At 71.2% G+C, this 15,216-nt stretch carries 16 protein-coding genes; 9 read left to right on the top strand and 7 right to left on the bottom strand.

What is annotated here, in order from left to right:
• Positions 1-47: 47 nt before the first annotated feature.
• Together J3P44_RS18570 and J3P44_RS18565 are read right to left on the bottom strand one after the other, a co-directional pair.
• Positions 48-1,448, bottom strand: a complete 1,401-nt coding sequence (locus tag J3P44_RS18570) for a glycine--tRNA ligase (protein WP_255891951.1) — start codon at positions 1,446-1,448, stop codon at positions 48-50.
• Positions 1,449-1,505: 57 nt separating this feature from the next.
• Positions 1,506-1,835: an antibiotic biosynthesis monooxygenase family protein gene (locus tag J3P44_RS18565; protein ID WP_255891950.1), complete on the bottom strand. Its 330-nt coding sequence runs from the start codon at positions 1,833-1,835 to the stop codon at positions 1,506-1,508.
• A 133-nt stretch (positions 1,836-1,968) separates the two neighbouring features.
• On the opposite strand from J3P44_RS18565, the gene J3P44_RS18560 reads away from it, so the two are divergent.
• Genes J3P44_RS18560 through J3P44_RS18545 form a run of 4 tightly spaced genes read left to right on the top strand, consistent with a single transcriptional unit; the run spans position 1,969 to position 5,129 of the window.
• Positions 1,969-2,946 carry a metal ABC transporter substrate-binding protein gene (locus J3P44_RS18560; RefSeq protein WP_255891949.1) on the top strand — a complete coding sequence of 326 codons (978 nt, stop codon included), beginning with the start codon at positions 1,969-1,971 and terminating at the stop codon, positions 2,944-2,946.
• Positions 2,943-3,734, top strand: a complete 792-nt coding sequence (locus J3P44_RS18555; RefSeq protein WP_255891948.1) for a metal ABC transporter ATP-binding protein — start codon at positions 2,943-2,945, stop codon at positions 3,732-3,734. The genes J3P44_RS18560 and J3P44_RS18555 overlap by 4 nt, the downstream gene beginning before the upstream one ends.
• Positions 3,731-4,735 (top strand): metal ABC transporter permease, encoded by a 1,005-nt coding sequence (locus J3P44_RS18550; RefSeq protein ID WP_255891947.1) that lies wholly within the window; start codon positions 3,731-3,733, stop codon positions 4,733-4,735. Before J3P44_RS18555 ends, J3P44_RS18550 begins: the two co-directional genes overlap by 4 nt.
• The gene (locus J3P44_RS18545; protein ID WP_255891946.1) at positions 4,722-5,129 is read left to right on the top strand and encodes a Fur family transcriptional regulator; all 408 of its coding nucleotides are present in this window, start codon (positions 4,722-4,724) and stop codon (positions 5,127-5,129) included. Before J3P44_RS18550 ends, J3P44_RS18545 begins: the two co-directional genes overlap by 14 nt.
• Positions 5,130-5,139: 10 nt before the next feature.
• On the opposite strand, the gene J3P44_RS18540 is transcribed toward J3P44_RS18545, so the two are convergent.
• Positions 5,140-5,916 (bottom strand): isoprenyl transferase, encoded by a 777-nt coding sequence (locus tag J3P44_RS18540; protein WP_255891945.1) that lies wholly within the window; start codon positions 5,914-5,916, stop codon positions 5,140-5,142.
• A 117-nt stretch (positions 5,917-6,033) separates the two neighbouring features.
• On the opposite strand from J3P44_RS18540, the gene J3P44_RS18535 reads away from it, so the two are divergent.
• Positions 6,034-6,918 carry an alpha/beta fold hydrolase gene (locus J3P44_RS18535; protein ID WP_255891944.1) on the top strand — a complete coding sequence of 295 codons (885 nt, stop codon included), beginning with the start codon at positions 6,034-6,036 and terminating at the stop codon, positions 6,916-6,918.
• A 267-nt stretch (positions 6,919-7,185) separates the two neighbouring features.
• Positions 7,186-8,601 carry an HNH endonuclease signature motif containing protein gene (locus J3P44_RS18530; protein ID WP_255891943.1) on the top strand — a complete coding sequence of 472 codons (1,416 nt, stop codon included), beginning with the start codon at positions 7,186-7,188 and terminating at the stop codon, positions 8,599-8,601.
• Positions 8,602-9,018: 417 nt separating this feature from the next.
• Here the strand turns inward: J3P44_RS18530 and recO are convergent, their stop codons facing one another.
• Together recO and J3P44_RS18520 are read right to left on the bottom strand one after the other, a co-directional pair.
• Positions 9,019-9,747 carry a DNA repair protein RecO gene (recO, locus tag J3P44_RS18525; RefSeq protein WP_255891942.1) on the bottom strand — a complete coding sequence of 243 codons (729 nt, stop codon included), beginning with the start codon at positions 9,745-9,747 and terminating at the stop codon, positions 9,019-9,021.
• A gap of 45 nt (positions 9,748-9,792) precedes the next feature.
• Positions 9,793-10,653 carry an alpha/beta fold hydrolase gene (locus J3P44_RS18520; protein WP_255891941.1) on the bottom strand — a complete coding sequence of 287 codons (861 nt, stop codon included), beginning with the start codon at positions 10,651-10,653 and terminating at the stop codon, positions 9,793-9,795.
• A 49-nt stretch (positions 10,654-10,702) separates the two neighbouring features.
• Between J3P44_RS18520 and J3P44_RS18515 the strand changes: the two genes are divergently transcribed.
• Positions 10,703-11,188 (top strand): GNAT family N-acetyltransferase, encoded by a 486-nt coding sequence (locus J3P44_RS18515; protein ID WP_255891940.1) that lies wholly within the window; start codon positions 10,703-10,705, stop codon positions 11,186-11,188.
• Here J3P44_RS18515 and leuA read toward each other — a convergent pair.
• Both leuA and J3P44_RS18505 read right to left on the bottom strand, forming a co-directional pair.
• Positions 11,175-12,914, bottom strand: a complete 1,740-nt coding sequence (leuA, locus tag J3P44_RS18510; protein ID WP_255891939.1) for a 2-isopropylmalate synthase — start codon at positions 12,912-12,914, stop codon at positions 11,175-11,177. The two genes, J3P44_RS18515 and leuA, sit on opposite strands and share 14 nt — an antisense overlap.
• Before the next feature lie 173 nt (positions 12,915-13,087).
• Positions 13,088-13,846 (bottom strand): class I SAM-dependent methyltransferase, encoded by a 759-nt coding sequence (locus J3P44_RS18505; RefSeq protein WP_255891938.1) that lies wholly within the window; start codon positions 13,844-13,846, stop codon positions 13,088-13,090.
• A 35-nt stretch (positions 13,847-13,881) separates the two neighbouring features.
• On the opposite strand from J3P44_RS18505, the gene J3P44_RS18500 reads away from it, so the two are divergent.
• Together J3P44_RS18500 and J3P44_RS18495 are read left to right on the top strand one after the other, a co-directional pair.
• Positions 13,882-14,367 (top strand): flavodoxin family protein, encoded by a 486-nt coding sequence (locus J3P44_RS18500; RefSeq protein ID WP_255891937.1) that lies wholly within the window; start codon positions 13,882-13,884, stop codon positions 14,365-14,367.
• A 5-nt stretch (positions 14,368-14,372) separates the two neighbouring features.
• Positions 14,373-15,200, top strand: a complete 828-nt coding sequence (locus J3P44_RS18495) for a septum formation family protein (RefSeq protein ID WP_255891936.1) — start codon at positions 14,373-14,375, stop codon at positions 15,198-15,200.
• Positions 15,201-15,216 lie beyond the last annotated feature (16 nt).

Genomic DNA, 15,216 nt, shown 5'->3' with positions numbered 1-15,216 from the left:
TCAGGGATGCCAGCACGCGCGAGCAGAGCGAGCGCCAACAACTCAGCTCAGCAGCCGAGGAGCCTCTCGGCGAACCAGCGGGTGATGCCGTCGAGGCTGACGCGCTCCTGACGCATCGTGTCGCGCTCGCGGATGGTGACCGCGTTGTCGTCGAGGGTCTCGAAGTCGACGGTCACGCAGAACGGCGTACCGATCTCGTCCTGGCGACGGTAGCGACGGCCGATGGCACCGGAGTCGTCGAACTCGACGTTCCAGCTCTGGCGCAGCTCGGCGGCGAGGTCGCGGGCCTTCGGCGACAGGTCGGCGTTGCGGCTCAGCGGCAGCACCGCTACCTTGACCGGCGCCAGGCGCGGGTCGAGCTTGAGCACGACGCGCTTGTCGACGCCGCCCTTGGTGTTGGGGGCCTCGTCCTCGGTGTAGGCGTCGATGAGGAACGCCATCAGCGAGCGGGTGAGGCCCGCGGCCGGCTCGATGACGTAGGGCAGGTAGCGCTCGTCGGCGGCCTGGTCGTAGTAGGACAGGTCCTTGCCGGAGAACTCGCTGTGCTGCTTGAGGTCGAAGTCGGTGCGGTTGGCGATGCCCTCGAGCTCCTCGAAGTCACGCCCGGAGAAGCCGAAGCGGTACTCGATGTCGGTCGTGCCCTTGGAGTAGTGGGACAGCTTCTCCTGCGGGTGCTCGTAGTGGCGCAGGTTGTCGGGGTCGATGCCGAGGTCGACGTACCAGCGGGTGCGCTCCTCGATCCAGTAGCGGAACCACTCCTCGTCCTCGCCCGGCTTGACGAAGAACTCCATCTCCATCTGCTCGAACTCGCGGGTGCGGAAGATGAAGTTGCCCGGGGTGATCTCGTTGCGGAAGCTCTTGCCCATCTGGGCGATGCCGAAGGGCGGCTTCTGGCGGCTGGAGGTCACCACGTTGGCGAAGTTGAGGAAGATGCCCTGAGCGGTCTCGGGGCGCAGGTAGTGCAGCCCGGACTCGTCCTCGATCACGCCGAGGTAGGTCTTGAGCATCATGTTGAAGTTGCGCGGCTCGGTCCAGGCACCGCGGGTGCCGCAGTTGGGGCAGGCGACCGACGCGTTGATGTCGACCGAGTCGGGGTCGTCGATCCCCTTCTTGGCGGCGTAGTCCTCCTGGAGGTGGTCCTGGCGGAAGCGTTTGTGGCACGACTGGCACTCGGTCAGCGGGTCGCTGAACGTGCTCAGGTGGCCGGAGGCCTCCCAGGTGCGGGTCGGGAGGATGACGCTGGAGTCGAGGCCGACCACGTCGTCGCGACGGGTGACCATGAACCGCCACCACTGGCGCTTGATGTTCTCCTTGAGCTCCACACCGAGCGGCCCGTAGTCCCAGGCGGACCTGGTGCCGCCGTAGATCTCACCGCAGGGGTAGACGAAGCCCCGACGCTTGGCGAGGGAGACGACGTTGTCCAGGGCGGTCGGGGCGGGCTTGGCCACGGTGGGGATTCCTCCAGGATCGGGCCGGCTGGCTGCCGGCTCGGTGTGCGCGAACGCTCACCCTATCGATCGGCTCCTGGCCTCATTGAGGTCGGTCCCCTCCTCGACCACCTCGTACGCGCTGGGCTCGTCGAGGGCGTGCACCATCAGCGGCTGGATGTGCATCTTGCCCTCGTAGGACCCCAGGGCGCGGCGGTAGGAGCCGACGTTCTCCCACCGCGTGGTCAGCACCCACAAGGTGGGGTCGTCCACGTTGCGACCGACCTCCCCGCCGACGTAGCCGGGCTTGCCGGCCAGGATGGCGAGCGCACTCAGGAGCCCGAGCCGCAGGGCCTCCCCCGCGGCGTCGTCGGGTGTCTGGGGGCGGAGGCGGGTGACGACGAGCACGGTCCCAGCGTAGTGACGTACTCCGCTGCGAAAAGCCGGTGACGTGGGCTCGAGCACCGGTCAATCGCAGCGGACTACCCAGCGACGCGCCTCGGTTTGACAATGGTTCTCAAAAGTCGTGAGAATCGTTCTCATGTCGCTCGCCACTCGCTCGCTTTCCGTCCCCACCAGCCTCCTGATCGCCACCGTCCTCCTTGCCGGGTGCGGTCAGTCGGGCGCCGCCGACGCCGGGAATGGTCGCCAGGCCGTCGCGTCGTTCTATCCGCTGGCATGGGTGACCGAGCGGGTGGCGGGCGACGGCTGGACGGTCGAGAACCTCACGCAGCCGGGCCAGGAGCCGCACGACCTCACCCTCGACGTCGCCCAGACCGCCGCGCTCGAGGAGGCGGACCTCGTGGTGCTGGAAGAGGGCTTCCAGCCCGCGGTCGACGAGACCGCGGCGGGCACCGACGCACCGGTCCTCGACGCAGCTGCGGTCGTGGACCTGCGCCCCGCCGACGAGCACGAGGGCGAGGAAGCGCACGCGGACGAGGAGGGGCACGAGGGCGAGACCGAGGAGGAGCACGCCGAGGAGGACGAGCACGCCCATGGTGACCTCGACCCGCACTTCTGGCTCGACCCGCTGCTGGTCGCCGACTTCGCGGACGCCGTCGCCGACGAGCTGGCCGAGGTCGACCCCGACGAGGCGCAGACGTACGCCGACAACGCCGCGGCGCTGCGGACCGAGCTCGAGGCCCTCGACCAGGACTACACCGACGGCCTGGCCTCGTGCGAGCGGAGCACCACCGTCGTCAGCCACGAGGCCTTCGGCTACCTGACGCGCTACGGGCTGGACTTCGAGCCGATCGCGGGCCTCTCCCCCGAGGCCGAGGCCACCGCCGCCGACCTCGCCCACCTGCAGGAGCTCATCGTCGAGGACGGCGTGACGACCGTGTTCACCGAGCGACTGGCCAGCCCGAAGATGGCCGAGACGCTCGCCGACGACCTCGGCGTGTCCACCGCGGTCCTGGACCCCATCGAGGGCCTCTCGGACGACACGGCCGACGAGGACTACCTTTCCCTCATGAGCGAGAACCTCACCGCCCTCCAGCAGGCCAACGGCTGCTCGTGACCGATCTCCCCGTCGTCCTCGACCAGGTCTCCGTCGCCATCGGTGGCCGGCCGATCCTGCGCGACGTCGACCTCACCGTCCACGCGGGCGACATGGTGACGCTCCTGGGCCCCAACGGGTCGGGGAAGTCGACGCTCGTCCGTGCCTTGACGGGCCTGCTGCCGCTGGCGCGGGGATCGGTTCGCCTCTTCGGCACCCCCATCGAGGACTTCAGCGCGTGGCACCGCCTCGGCTTCGTGCCGCAGCGCTCCACGGCGACCGGGGGCGTCCCCGCCACGGTCCGCGAGGTCGTGGCCTCCGGGCGTGTGGGCCGTCGCCGCCTGCTGAGGCCCACGAGCGCGGCCGACCGGCGGGCGATCGAGTCCGCGCTCGACGTCGTCGGGCTGTCCGACCGGGCGTCGTACGGCGTCTCCCAGCTCTCCGGCGGCCAGCAGCAACGGGTGCTCATCGCCCGGGCCCTGGCAGGCGAGCCGGACCTCCTCGTCCTCGACGAGCCCACCGCGGGGGTCGACCTGCCCAACCAGCAGGCACTCGCCGACGCGCTGCGGCGCCTCAAGCAGCGAGGCGCGACGATCGTCCTCGTGGCCCACGAGATCGGGCCGATGATGCCGCTGATCGACCGGACGGTCGTCATGCGCGACGGATGGGTGGCCTACGACGGTCCGCCGCTCACGCAGGAGGTCGCCTCGCACACCCACCACCCGCACGACCACGACCTGCCGGGTGGGCACGACCACGCGCCTCACGTGTCGTCCCCCTTCGACTGGGAGCGCAGGTCACGACCATGAGCTTCGTCGACCTCTTCGCCTATGACTTCATGCAGCGAGCCCTCGTGGCCGCACTGCTCACCGGGCTGGCAGCGCCGGCGATCGGCACCTTCATCGTCCAGCGCCGCCTCGCCCTCCTCGGCGACGGCATCGGCCACGTCGCCGTGACCGGGGTGGCCCTCGGTCTGCTCACCGGCACCTCGCCGACCTGGACGGCCGTGGCGGTGGCGATCCTGGGTGCGGTGCTCATGGAGCTGATCCGCGAGCGCGGCCACACCAACGGCGACGTCGCACTGGCGCTGCTGTTCTACGGCGGCCTGGCCGGGGGCGTCCTCATCACCGGCATCGCCGGCCAGGGGGCGGCCACGCTGCAGGCCTACCTGTTCGGCTCCCTCAACAGCATCTCGTCCGCCGACGTGTGGTTCACCGCGGCCCTCACCGTGGTGGTCCTCCTCACGACGCTCGGCCTCTCGCCCCAGCTCTTCGCCGTGGCCAGCGACCAGGACTTCGCGCGGGTGGCCGGCCTGCGCGTGCGCGGCTACAACCTGCTCATCGCCGTGCTCGCTGCGGTCAGCATCACAGTGGCGATGCGCACCGTGGGGCTCCTGCTGGTCTCGGCGCTCATGGTGGTGCCGGTCGCGACCTCGCAGCAGCTCGCCCGTTCGTTCCGTACGACGCTGCTGGGTGCGATGGCCGTGGGCTGCGCCGCCTCGGTCGGCGGCCTGGTCCTGAGCGCCGCCCTGTCCTTCCGCGTCTCGGTCGCCCCCGGCCCCACGATCGTGCTGCTGGCCCTCGCCATGTTCACCGCCACGTGGCCGCTGGGCGTGTGGCTGCGGCGCCGCAGCCGGTTGATGGCACCGTTCCCCGAGGTCACCGCTGCCCCGCACCGCTCAGCCGACCAGCACGCCCACCAGCACGGTGAGGACTGCGGCCACCCCGCCGTCCCCCACGGCGACCACGTCGACTACGTCCACGACGGCCACCGTCACGCCGTACACGGAGAGCACTATGACGAGCACTGACCAGCCCCAGCGGCCGGCGGTCCGGCCCACCCGGCAGCGCCGTGCGGTGGCGGCAGCGCTGGCCGGGTTCGACGACTTCCGCAGTGCCCAGGAGATCCACGACCTCATCTCCCGGCAGGGTGACTCGGTCGGCCTGGCGACCGTCTACCGCACCCTCTCCACGCTCGCCGAGGCCGGCGAGGTCGACATGCTGCGCAACGAGGACGGCGAGGCCATCTGGCGCAGCTGCTCGGACACGCACCACCACCACCTCGTCTGCCGCACCTGTGGGGCCACGGTGGAGGTCGAGGGTCCGGCCGTGGAGCGCTGGGCCAGCCGGATCGCCGAGGAGCACGCCTACGCCGAGATCAGCCACACGCTGGAGATCTTCGGGACCTGCCCGGCCTGTCGCTGACGCCTCGTGATCAGGAGTTGGGCAGCGCACCGCCGTAGCGCCGGTCCCGCCGGGCGTACGTCTCCACGGCCTCCCACAGGTGTCGCCGGTCCACGTCGGGCCAGAGCACGTCGGTGAAGACCATCTCGCTGTAGGCGGCCTGCCACAGCATGAAGTTGGACAGCCGCTGCTCCCCCGACGTGCGCCACACCATGTCGGCGTCGGGGAGCTCGGGGACGTAGAGGTGGCGGGCGAAGGTGCGCTCGTCGATCCTGTCGGGGTTCAGCCGGCCGGCGGCGACCTCCCGGCCGATCGCCCGGGCCGCGTCAGCGAGCTCGGCCCGCCCGCCGTAGTTGACGCACATCGTCAACGTGAGGACGTCGTTGTCCCGCGTCATCTCCTCGGCGACCTGGAGCTCCTTGATGACGGACTTCCACAGCCGGGGGGCGCGACCGGCCCAGCGCACACGTACGCCGAGCTCGTGCATCTCGTCGCGCCGGCGCCGGATCACGTCGCGGTTGAAGCCCATCAGGAAGCGCACCTCGTCGGGCGAGCGCGTCCAGTTCTCTGTCGAGAAGGCATAGGCCGAGATCGCCTTCACCCCGATCTCGATGGCCCCTTCGACCACGTCGAAGAGCGTGTGCTCGCCCTGCTCGTGGCCCTTGGTGCGGGGCAGGCCGCGCTGCTTGGCCCAGCGGCCGTTGCCGTCCATGACGATCGCGACGTGCTCGGGCACGAGGTCGCGCGGCACCGGCGGGGGCGTCGCGCCGCTGGGATGCGGGGTCGGCGGTCTCACCTGTCGCTTCACGGACGACAGACTAGGCGGGCCCTCCCCCGCGGCTGGGGTGCGAGCGCGGCGAGCCAGCAGCCCAGTTTCCGCCCGGAGGGCCTATTCTGCGGGTACGCACCTGTGTGAGGAGCGGCCATGCGCGTCACGGCGTCGGCCCTGGTCTCGGCGGTCCTGGTCGTGCTCGCGAGCGGTTGCGGGAGCCCGAGCGAGCCGGACGCGGAAGGTTCTCAGCCTTCCGTGAGGCACACCTCCGACGGGAGCGGCGCTCCCTCGTCCGCGGACGGCGGGATCGACGCGTCCTACTCGGTGGGCGACTACGAGCTGCACCTGACCTGCGTCGGAGCCGCATCAGCCGAAGGCCCGACCATCGTCTACCTCCACGGGCTCGGCGGCGACGGGGGCGACGTCAACGAAGCGTTGGCTCCCGAGCTGGCCGAGCGCGGCCGGCTCTGCACCTACGACCGGGTGAACGTCGGTCTCAGCGGGCGAGAGGACGCCCAGCACACGGGAGTCGACAGCGTCGAGGACCTGCACACGCTGCTGACGGCGGTCGACGTCCCACCTCCGTACCTGCTGGTCGGCTTCTCCTTCGGGGGTCTGATCGCCTCGATGTACGCCGGCACCTATCCCGACGACATCGAGGGTGTGCTGATGATCGACTCAAGCCTGCCCACGGACGCAGAGGTGGACGCCTTGATCCCGCCGGACGAGCGGGCGCAGGTGATCCAGGACCAGCAGGCCAACGGCGAGCGGGTGGACTTCTACGCCACCCTCACGGAGGCGACGGCACTGGTGGACTCGGTGCCGGACGTTCCGATCACCTATCTGGCAGCCCGCCCGGTCGGGCTCCCGCCCGACTGGCCGGTCCGTCGCATGCGGGCACTGATCAGCGCCAACCAGCGGGAGTTCGTCGACCAGTTCCCCCAGGGCAGGCTGGTGCCAGTGCGGTCCTCGCACGACATCGACCTCGAGCAGCCAGAGCTCGTGATCGATGAGGTCGACCGATTGCTGGGCCACTGACTCGGACGCCCGCGGCCGCGCACCTCGTGAGGTACGGCGACCAGCCCGGCGGCGGCGTCAGCGCTCGCGGTGCCACGCGGCGAGCACCTTGATCTCCGCCCACCGCTCCTGGCACACGCATGGCCCAACCTCCATATCTGGACGGGCTCGTCTTCGCGGCTGGGGAGCGAGCGCCGCGAGCCTCGGAACCATGCCGTTCGCGTGTCCACAGCGCCCGTCGAGGCGAGGCGAAGGCGGTTGTCGTACCCCACGTCTACAATCGAACACATGATCGAGACTTTGGGAGGGCCCGGGACCGAGGTCGACGACGACCTCACCCCCGCTGGCCTGCTGGCCTCGATCCGCTCGGCCCGCGCGGCCGAGGACGCCGCCGCGGCCCGTCAGCTCGACCTCGCGGCCCGGTGGGCCGACCTCCACCCACCCGAGTCGATCCACTCGGCCGCGACGTTCACCAATGGCCGCGGGATCGGGATGGAGGTCGAGGAACCCATCGCCGGCGACGGCTGCCCCACGGTGGCGGAGTTCTGTGTCGCCGAGCTCGGCACCGTCCTGGGCATCTCCACGGTCTCGGCGAAACGGCTCATCGGGCACGCCCTCGAGCTCCGGCACCGGCTCCCGCGGTTGTGGGCGCAGGTCCAGTCGGGTCGGGTGCCGGCCTGGCGGGCCCGTTCGGTGGCCGAGGCCACCATCCACGCCACCCCGTCCCTGACTCCCGAGGCGGCCGCATGGGTCGACGCCCAGGTCGCCGCCGTGACCGGACGCATCGGCCCCGCCCAGCTGGACCGGCTGGTCGCCGAGACCATCAAACGGCACGAGCTCGCCGCCGACGATCCGGCCACGGATCCCGAGGACGGCTACCTGTCCGTGGATCCCCGCCACGCCACCCTCCACGACCAGGACGTCCACTACGCCGGCACCATGCACCTCGAAGCCGACCTCGACATCGCCGACGCCCTCGACGTCGACCGCGTCCTGACCCACGGCGCCGAGCTGCGCAAAGCCCTCGGCTCCACCGAGTCCCTCGACGCCCGCCGCGCCCAAGCCCTCGGCGACCTCGCCCGGACCCAGACCGCCCTCGACCTCCATTCCCAAGGTCAGACAGCAACCCGGTGCACACAGGACGGCCTGCCCGTGGCGCGAGAGGTCGTCCTCCACGCCCACTTCGACGCGCGCTCCGTCGACGACGGCCAGACGGTGTTCACCCCGACCGGTCGGCTCGAGGAAGGCCAACGCCTGGTCATGCTCGACCAGGTCCGGGCCTGGTGCGGCGACTCCCGCACGAAGGTCACCGTCAAGCCCGTCATCGACCTCAACGCTCTCCTCGAGGCGCCCGGCTACGAGATCCCCGACCGGATCCGTGAGCAGGTCCTTCTCCGCGACCGGACTTGTGTCTTTCCCTGGTGCAGCCGGCCGTCCAGGGGCTGCGACGTGGACCATGTCATCGAGTACGACCACGACGCCGACACAGAAGATCGCCCCCAGCCCGGGCCGACCGTGACGCCAAACCTCGGTGCGTTGTGTCGATTCCACCACCGCCTCAAGACCCACACTGCCTGGCACTACGACGTCATCGGGCCCGGCGAGTTCGTGTGGACCAGCCCCCACGGCCACCGCTACCGACGCGACCCCACCGGCACCACCGCCCTCGACCCACCGGGCATCCCGCGACCACCTCGACCATGATCCGACACCCCGCCACTCCCCGGATGGCGGGGCCACAGGCACGTCACAGGCAGCTCCTCGGCGGCCCAGACCGGAGTCGAACCGGTCACCGCTCTCGCGGCTGCTTCGTCGGCATATCCCTGCGGGCCTGGTCTGGCCGTTCCGGAGGCACGGCCAGCGCGGCTCTGGTACCCGAAGTTCCTGAGGGCATGCGTCAGGACTGCGCCGGGCGAGCTGCCCTCCATCGTCGCTCACGCCAGAGATGTCGGAGCCAGTGCGGTGTGGTGCGAGAACGTATCGGATCGAGCCCGGCAGATGGTCGAAGCGGAAGGGCTGACCTACGTGGACGGTCCGTCGATCGTCACTGTGGCACGCGCCCTTCAACAAGGTCGGTAGCCCGACCCGCGCTTCGCCCCCCTTCGACGTTCTGAGACGGCGTCAGCGCTCGACGTACGCCATCGAGCGCAGGCCCCGCTCGAGGTGCCACGAGAGGTAGGCGGAGACCAGGGTGCTCGCCTCGCGCAGGTGGCGCGGGTCGGCGCCGTGCACGACCGGCCAGTCGCCGACGAGCAACGCGCCCAGCAGCAGCACCGTCTCAGGCGCCGGCGTCGCGGACCCGGGGATCTTGTCCGAGGAGCACATGACGCCTCCCGCGGACGGGTTGAAGAACCGGTGCGGTCCCTCCTCCCCGCACTGCACGCAGTGGTCGAAGGACGGTGCGTAGCCCGCCACCGAGAGCGACCTCAGCAGGTAGGAGTCGAGGACCTGTCCCGCGGGGTGCTCGCCGCCGGCCATCGCGCGCAGGCCGCCGACCAGGAGGAGGAACTGCTGGACGGCGGGCTCCTTCTCCTCGGGGACCAGCCGCTCGGCGGTCTCCAGCATCGCCGTGCCCGCGGTGTAGCGCTCGTAGTCGAGACCCAGCCGCGCGTTGAACGGGTCGAGCGTCTCGGCCTGGGTGATCACGTCGAGGCTGCGGCCCTCGGCCAGCTGCAGGTCGACATGGGTGAACGGCTCGAGACGCGAGCCCCAGCGCGACGTCGTACGCCGCACGCCCTTGGCCACCGCGCGCACCCGCCCGTGCTGACGGGTCAGCAGGGTGATGATGCGGTCTGCCTCACCCAGCTTGTGGGTGCGCAGCACGACCGCCTCGTCGCGGTAGAGAGGCACCCGGCCATTCTCCCCCACGCACCCGCCTGCGGACGGATGCGGGCGTCAGCGTTTCCGGGCGCGCGTGGTGCCTGCCGCGGCGCGCCAGCACTCCAGAGCGAAGTCGCCCGCGGCCGTGCTGAGGCGCTCCGGGCGGAAGCGCCACTCCAGGATCGAGGACGCCCTCTCGAACCGGACGTTGGGCAGCTCCGCAGCGAGCATGTCGGCGTCCACGAACGGGTGGATCGGGTCGATCGGGTGGCCCACCACGAAGACCGGGGCGTGGATCCGGCGCCGCTGGCTCGAGGACGGCGCGATCCGGCCGAAGATGACGCCGTGGAGCACGGAGGCGATCGAGTCCGCCCGGTGGTCGACGGTGTCCAGCACCACGCCCGCCCAGAACGGGACGATCCCTCGGGGCACGGAGCGGGAGGCGCGCTGCAGCGCGTTGGCGGTGAAGGGGAGGTAGCGCGCGGCGAGCATGATCGGGACGAAGGACAGGATCCCGGCGACCAGCGCGTGGTTGAGCACCGGCATCTCGACGATCAGGCCCTTCACCCGCTCGGGAGCGATGACCGCCACCTCGAGCGACACGTTGGCCCCCAGCGAGGTGCCGCCGATGACCGCCTGCTCGGCGCCCAGGTGGTCGAGCAGGGCCACGACCTGGTCGCCGAAGGAGGTCATCGAGTAGACCAGCGGGTCGGCCGGCTGGTCGGAGCGGCCGTGCCCGAGCAGGTCGAGCGTCACCACGTGCAGGCCCTGGGCGGCCATCGTCCGCGCCAGCGGCTGGTGCATCCGCCGCGGCATCAGCAGGCCGTGCAGGAGCACGACCCACTGGTCACCCGAGCCGTACTCGGTGTACTCGAGCCGGTCACGCCCGCCGTCGGACTCCACGAAGAACTGCCCGATCCGCTCGCTCACCAGCATGAGGGGAATGTAGTCGCGCGCGAGGGTCCTGCGGTGGCAGGCTCGCGGCGTGGTCGACATCGTGCAAGCCGGACCGGACGACTGGGCGCTCGTGCGCGACGTACGCCTGCGGGCGCTCGCGGACAGTCCGGACGCCTTCGGTGCGACGCTGGCCGAGGCGCAGGCACAGCCCGAACAGGTCTGGCGCGACCGGCTCGCCGGGTCCAACCCCACGCTGCTCGCCGTGCACGAGGGGACCGGCGTCGCCATGGGCGGGGGCTACGTCCCACCGGACGCCGACGTCGACGTGGCGTGGCTCTGGGGCATGTGGACCGATCCCGCCGTCCGCGGCCGCGGGGTCGGCCGCCTGGTCCTGGACCGGTTGGTGGCGTGGGCGCAGGACGCCGGGCGCACGCCGTGCCTCCACATGACGGAGGGAAACGACGCCGCCCGGGCGCTCTACGTCTCCTGCGGCTTCGTCCCGACGGGGGTCTGGGAGCCCCTGCGGGAGGGATCGCCACTGCGGATCGAGGAGTTGGTGCTCAGGCGCGGTTGACGGCGCTGATCACGGCCTTGAGCGAGGCCGTGACGATGTTGGCGTCGAGCCCGACGCCCCAGAGCACCTTGTCGCCCGCGTCGGTCGACACGGCGCACTCGACGTAGGCCGCGGCGATCGCGTCGCCGCCGGCGGAGAGCGCGTGCTCGGCGTAGTCGAGGACCCGTACGTCGTGCCCGACGGCCGAGATCGCGCCGACGAAGGCGGCGATCGGGCCGTTGCCCTCGCCGGTGAGCTCGTGCCGCTCGCCGTCGGCGTACACCCCGACAGTGAGCTGGTCCTTCTCCCCCGCGGCGCTGGAGGTGTGCACCGAGTTGAGCTTGAGCGGGGCCTCGCGGTCGAGGTACTCCGCGCGGAACACCGACCAGATCTCCTCGGGCGTGATCTCGCCGCCCTCGGTGTCGGTGTGCTGCTGGACGACCCGGCTGAACTCGATCTGCGCGCGACGCGGGAGGTCGAGCTTGTGCTCGGACTTGAGGACGTAGGCAACGCCGCCCTTGCCGGACTGGCTGTTGACCCGAATGACGGCCTCGTAGGTGCGGCCGACGTCCTTGGGGTCGATCGGGAGGTACGGCGCCTCCCACGGCAGCTCGCCCACCGGGACGCCGCGCGCCGCGGCCTGCTTGTCCAGGTCCTCCAGGCCCTTCTTGATCGCGTCCTGGTGGGAGCCGGAAAAGGCGGTGTAGACGAGGTCGCCGGCGTAGGGGTGGCGCGGGTGGACCGGCAGGTTGGTGCAGTATTCGACGGTCCGGCGGACCTCGTCGATGTCGCCGAAGTCGACCTGCGGGTCGATGCCCTGGCTGAACAGGTTCATCCCCAGCGTGACGAGGTCGACGTTGCCGGTCCGCTCGCCGTGGCCGAACAGGCAGCCCTCGACGCGGTCGGCCCCGGCCATCAGTCCGAGCTCGGTCGCCGCCACTGCGGTGCCGCGGTCGTTGTGCGGGTGCAGGCTGATCGCGGAGTGCTCGCGCCGGGTGAGCCCGCGACCGAAGTACTCGATCTGGTCGGCGTAGGTGTTGGGCGTCGACATCTCGACCGTGGCGGGCAGGTTGAGGATGATCTCCCGCCCGGCCTCCGGTTGCCACACGTCGGAGACGGCCTCGCAGACGCTCAGGGCGAAGTCGGTGTCGGACTGGGTGAAGATCTCGGGGCTGTACTGGTAGCCGAAGTCCTGGCTGCCGACGATGCCGCCGAGCCGCTCCTCGGCGTACTTCATCACCATCTCGGTGCCACGCACCGCGATGTTGCGGCACTCGTCGGGCGTGACGTTGAAGACGACCCGCTGGAACAGCGGGGCCGTGGCGTTGTAGAGGTGGATCGTGGCCCGGGGCGCGCCGACCAGGGAGTCGACGGTGCGCTCGATGAGGTCCTCACGCGCCTGGGTCAGCACCGAGATCTGTACGTCGTCGGGGATCCGGTCCTCGGTGATGAGCTTGCGGACGAAGTCGAAGTCGGTCTGGCTCGCGCTCGGGAAGCCGACCTCGATCTCCTTGTAGCCCATCTTCACCAGCAGCTCGAACATGGTGAGCTTGCGGGCCGGGGTCATCGGGTCGATCAGGGCCTGGTTGCCGTCGCGCAGGTCGGTGGACAGCCAGCGCGGCGCCTTCTCGACCTTCTTCGTCGGCCAGGTGCGGTCGGGCACGTCGACGGGCACGAACGGGGTGTAGCGACCGAACGGCATCGGGCTGGAGCCCTGCTGGTTGGCGGTGTTGCTCAGGTGGGTCATGACTGTCCTCGCTGTGGCTGAAGGGGCGACCGGCACGCGCCACACTCCGCAACGAGGGGGCCGGTGGTCAGGCCTCGTTGCGGCGGCAAAGGAGGAGCAGGGTGCGCATCATGACTCGACCACGATAGGCCAGATCGTCGCCGTCCGGCACGGGAGGGGCCACAACGTGGACATCAGGCCCGCCCGCGGGCGGCGTACGCCACCGCCGTGATGTCGAAGGGGCCGTCGCCGAGGTCCTTGCGCAGCAGGTCGGCCAGGTGCGCACGGCGCTCGGGATCGAGGGCGGCCACCGCCTCGCCGATCGGACGGACGCCGTGGAGGTAGGGCTGCCACCACTCGTCGAACGTCGGGTGGGTGACCGTCACGGCGAGCTCGTCACCCTCGATCTCACGCAGCCCCGCCCGGTCCAACAGGTCCTCCGCCTCGCCTGGGCGACCACCGGCCGCCGCGCCCTCGTCGGGCCTCTCGGGCGCCACCTCGGCCAGCCGACCCCACACCGGCGCCATCGGCGCCCGGCGACCCTCGATGTCCCACACGGTCGCGCCGACCAGGCCGCCGGCCTTCGTCACGCGCGCCATCTCGGCGAGACCGGCGACGGGGTCGGACATGAAGTGGACGACCAGGCAGGCCGCGGCCACGTCGAAGGTGTCGTCGTCGTGGGGCAGCGACTCGGCCACGCCCTGCCTGACGTCGGCGCCGGGGTGGCGCTGTCGGCACGACTCGACGAAGGGGGCGGACGGGTCGACGGCTGCGACGTGGTCGGCCCCGAGACGGTCGACCAGCACGCCGGTCAGCGCACCGGGACCGCAGCCCACGTCGATCGCGCGCTGTCCGGCCGACACCTCGAGCCAGTCGGCGAACCGGGCGGCGAGCGGGCGCGAGTAGCGACCCATGAACCGGTCGTACGCCTCGCCTGCCACCTCGAAGGTCACACCCCGGGACGCTACTCGCCTCGTAGGCTCTCGTCATGCCCCGACTGCTGGTGGTCCACCACTCCCCGACCCCGTCGGTCACCTCCCTGACCGACGCCGTGGTGGCGGGGGCGTCCGACGACGCGATCGAGGGCGTGGAGGTCGTCGTGCGGAGGGCACTGGAGGCAGACGCGGACGACGTGATGTCAGCGGACGGCTACCTGTTCGGCACCCCGGCCAACTTCGGCTACATGAGCGGCGCCCTCAAGCACTTCTTCGACACGATCTTCCTCGAGGCCGGCGGTGCCCTCACCGACGACGGCTCGGCCGCCGCGGCCGAGGGAGGCAAGAAGCCCTACGGCCTCTACGTCCACGGTCGCTACGACACGACGGGCGCCGTGCGTGCGGTGCAGTCGATCGTCGGTGCCCTGCCCTGGCGCCAGGCAGCGCCCGTGCTGGAGGTGCTGGGCGACGTGGGTGAGCCGGAGCGGGAGGCGGCGTACGAGCTGGGCGGGACCCTCGGAGCGCTGGTGATGGGATGAGGAGCGTGCGCACGCTCACCGTCTGCCTCAGCGCGGCGCTGGTGCTGACGGGGTGCACGACCGCGCCCGGCGGCACCCGCGACCAGGCAGGCACCCGCTCGCCCTCGGCGTCCTCGACCCCGACCCCGCCCGAGACGGTGCCGCCCGACCCCGGCCCGCGGCCGGAGGTGGGCGAGTGCCACGACCTGTCCTTCGGGCAGGCGGCCGCGGTCGTCGACCGCAGCGACCCGGTCCCTTGCCGCCGGAGGCACACCGCGGAGACCTACTTCGTCGGCCGGCTCGAGCTGGAGACGGCGTCCGGGCACACTCGCCGGGTCGACTCCCGGGCCGCGCAGCGGCAGGCGCGTACGTCGTGCACGTCCAGGCTGACCCGGCACCTCGGCCTGGCGCCACGCGAGCTGCGGCTGACGATGGCCCAGGCGGTGTGGTTCACGCCGAGCCCGCAGCGTGCCGAGGCTGGGGCCGACTGGTTCCGCTGCGACGTCGTGGCCGTCGCCGCTCCGAGGAAGCTGCTGCAGCTGCCGCGGCGAACGAAGGGATGGGGTGACGCGCCGGTGCTCACCATGTGTGCGACCGCGGCACCCGGCACTCCGGCGTTCCGGCGCGTCAGCTGCGGGGCCGACCACGCGTGGCGGGCCGTCTCGACGGTCGACATCACGGGCAAGAGGCTGCCCCGGCAACCAGCGATCGCGGCCCGGATGGAGTCGACCTGCCGCGACGCCGCTCGCTCACGCGCCGACGACCCGCTCGACTTCACGTGGTCGCAGGAGAGCCCGACGAAGGAGCAGTGGGACGCCGGCCGGCGCTACGGGATCTGCTGGGTGCCGGCCTGACGTCGTGTGAGCGCGG

Origin of the sequence: Nocardioides astragali (assembly GCF_024436375.1) — a bacterium.
GTDB lineage: Bacteria > Actinomycetota > Actinomycetes > Propionibacteriales > Nocardioidaceae > Nocardioides > Nocardioides astragali.
Note: the sequence above shows the minus strand (reverse complement) of the source record. Positions and strands in the feature narration are given on the sequence as shown.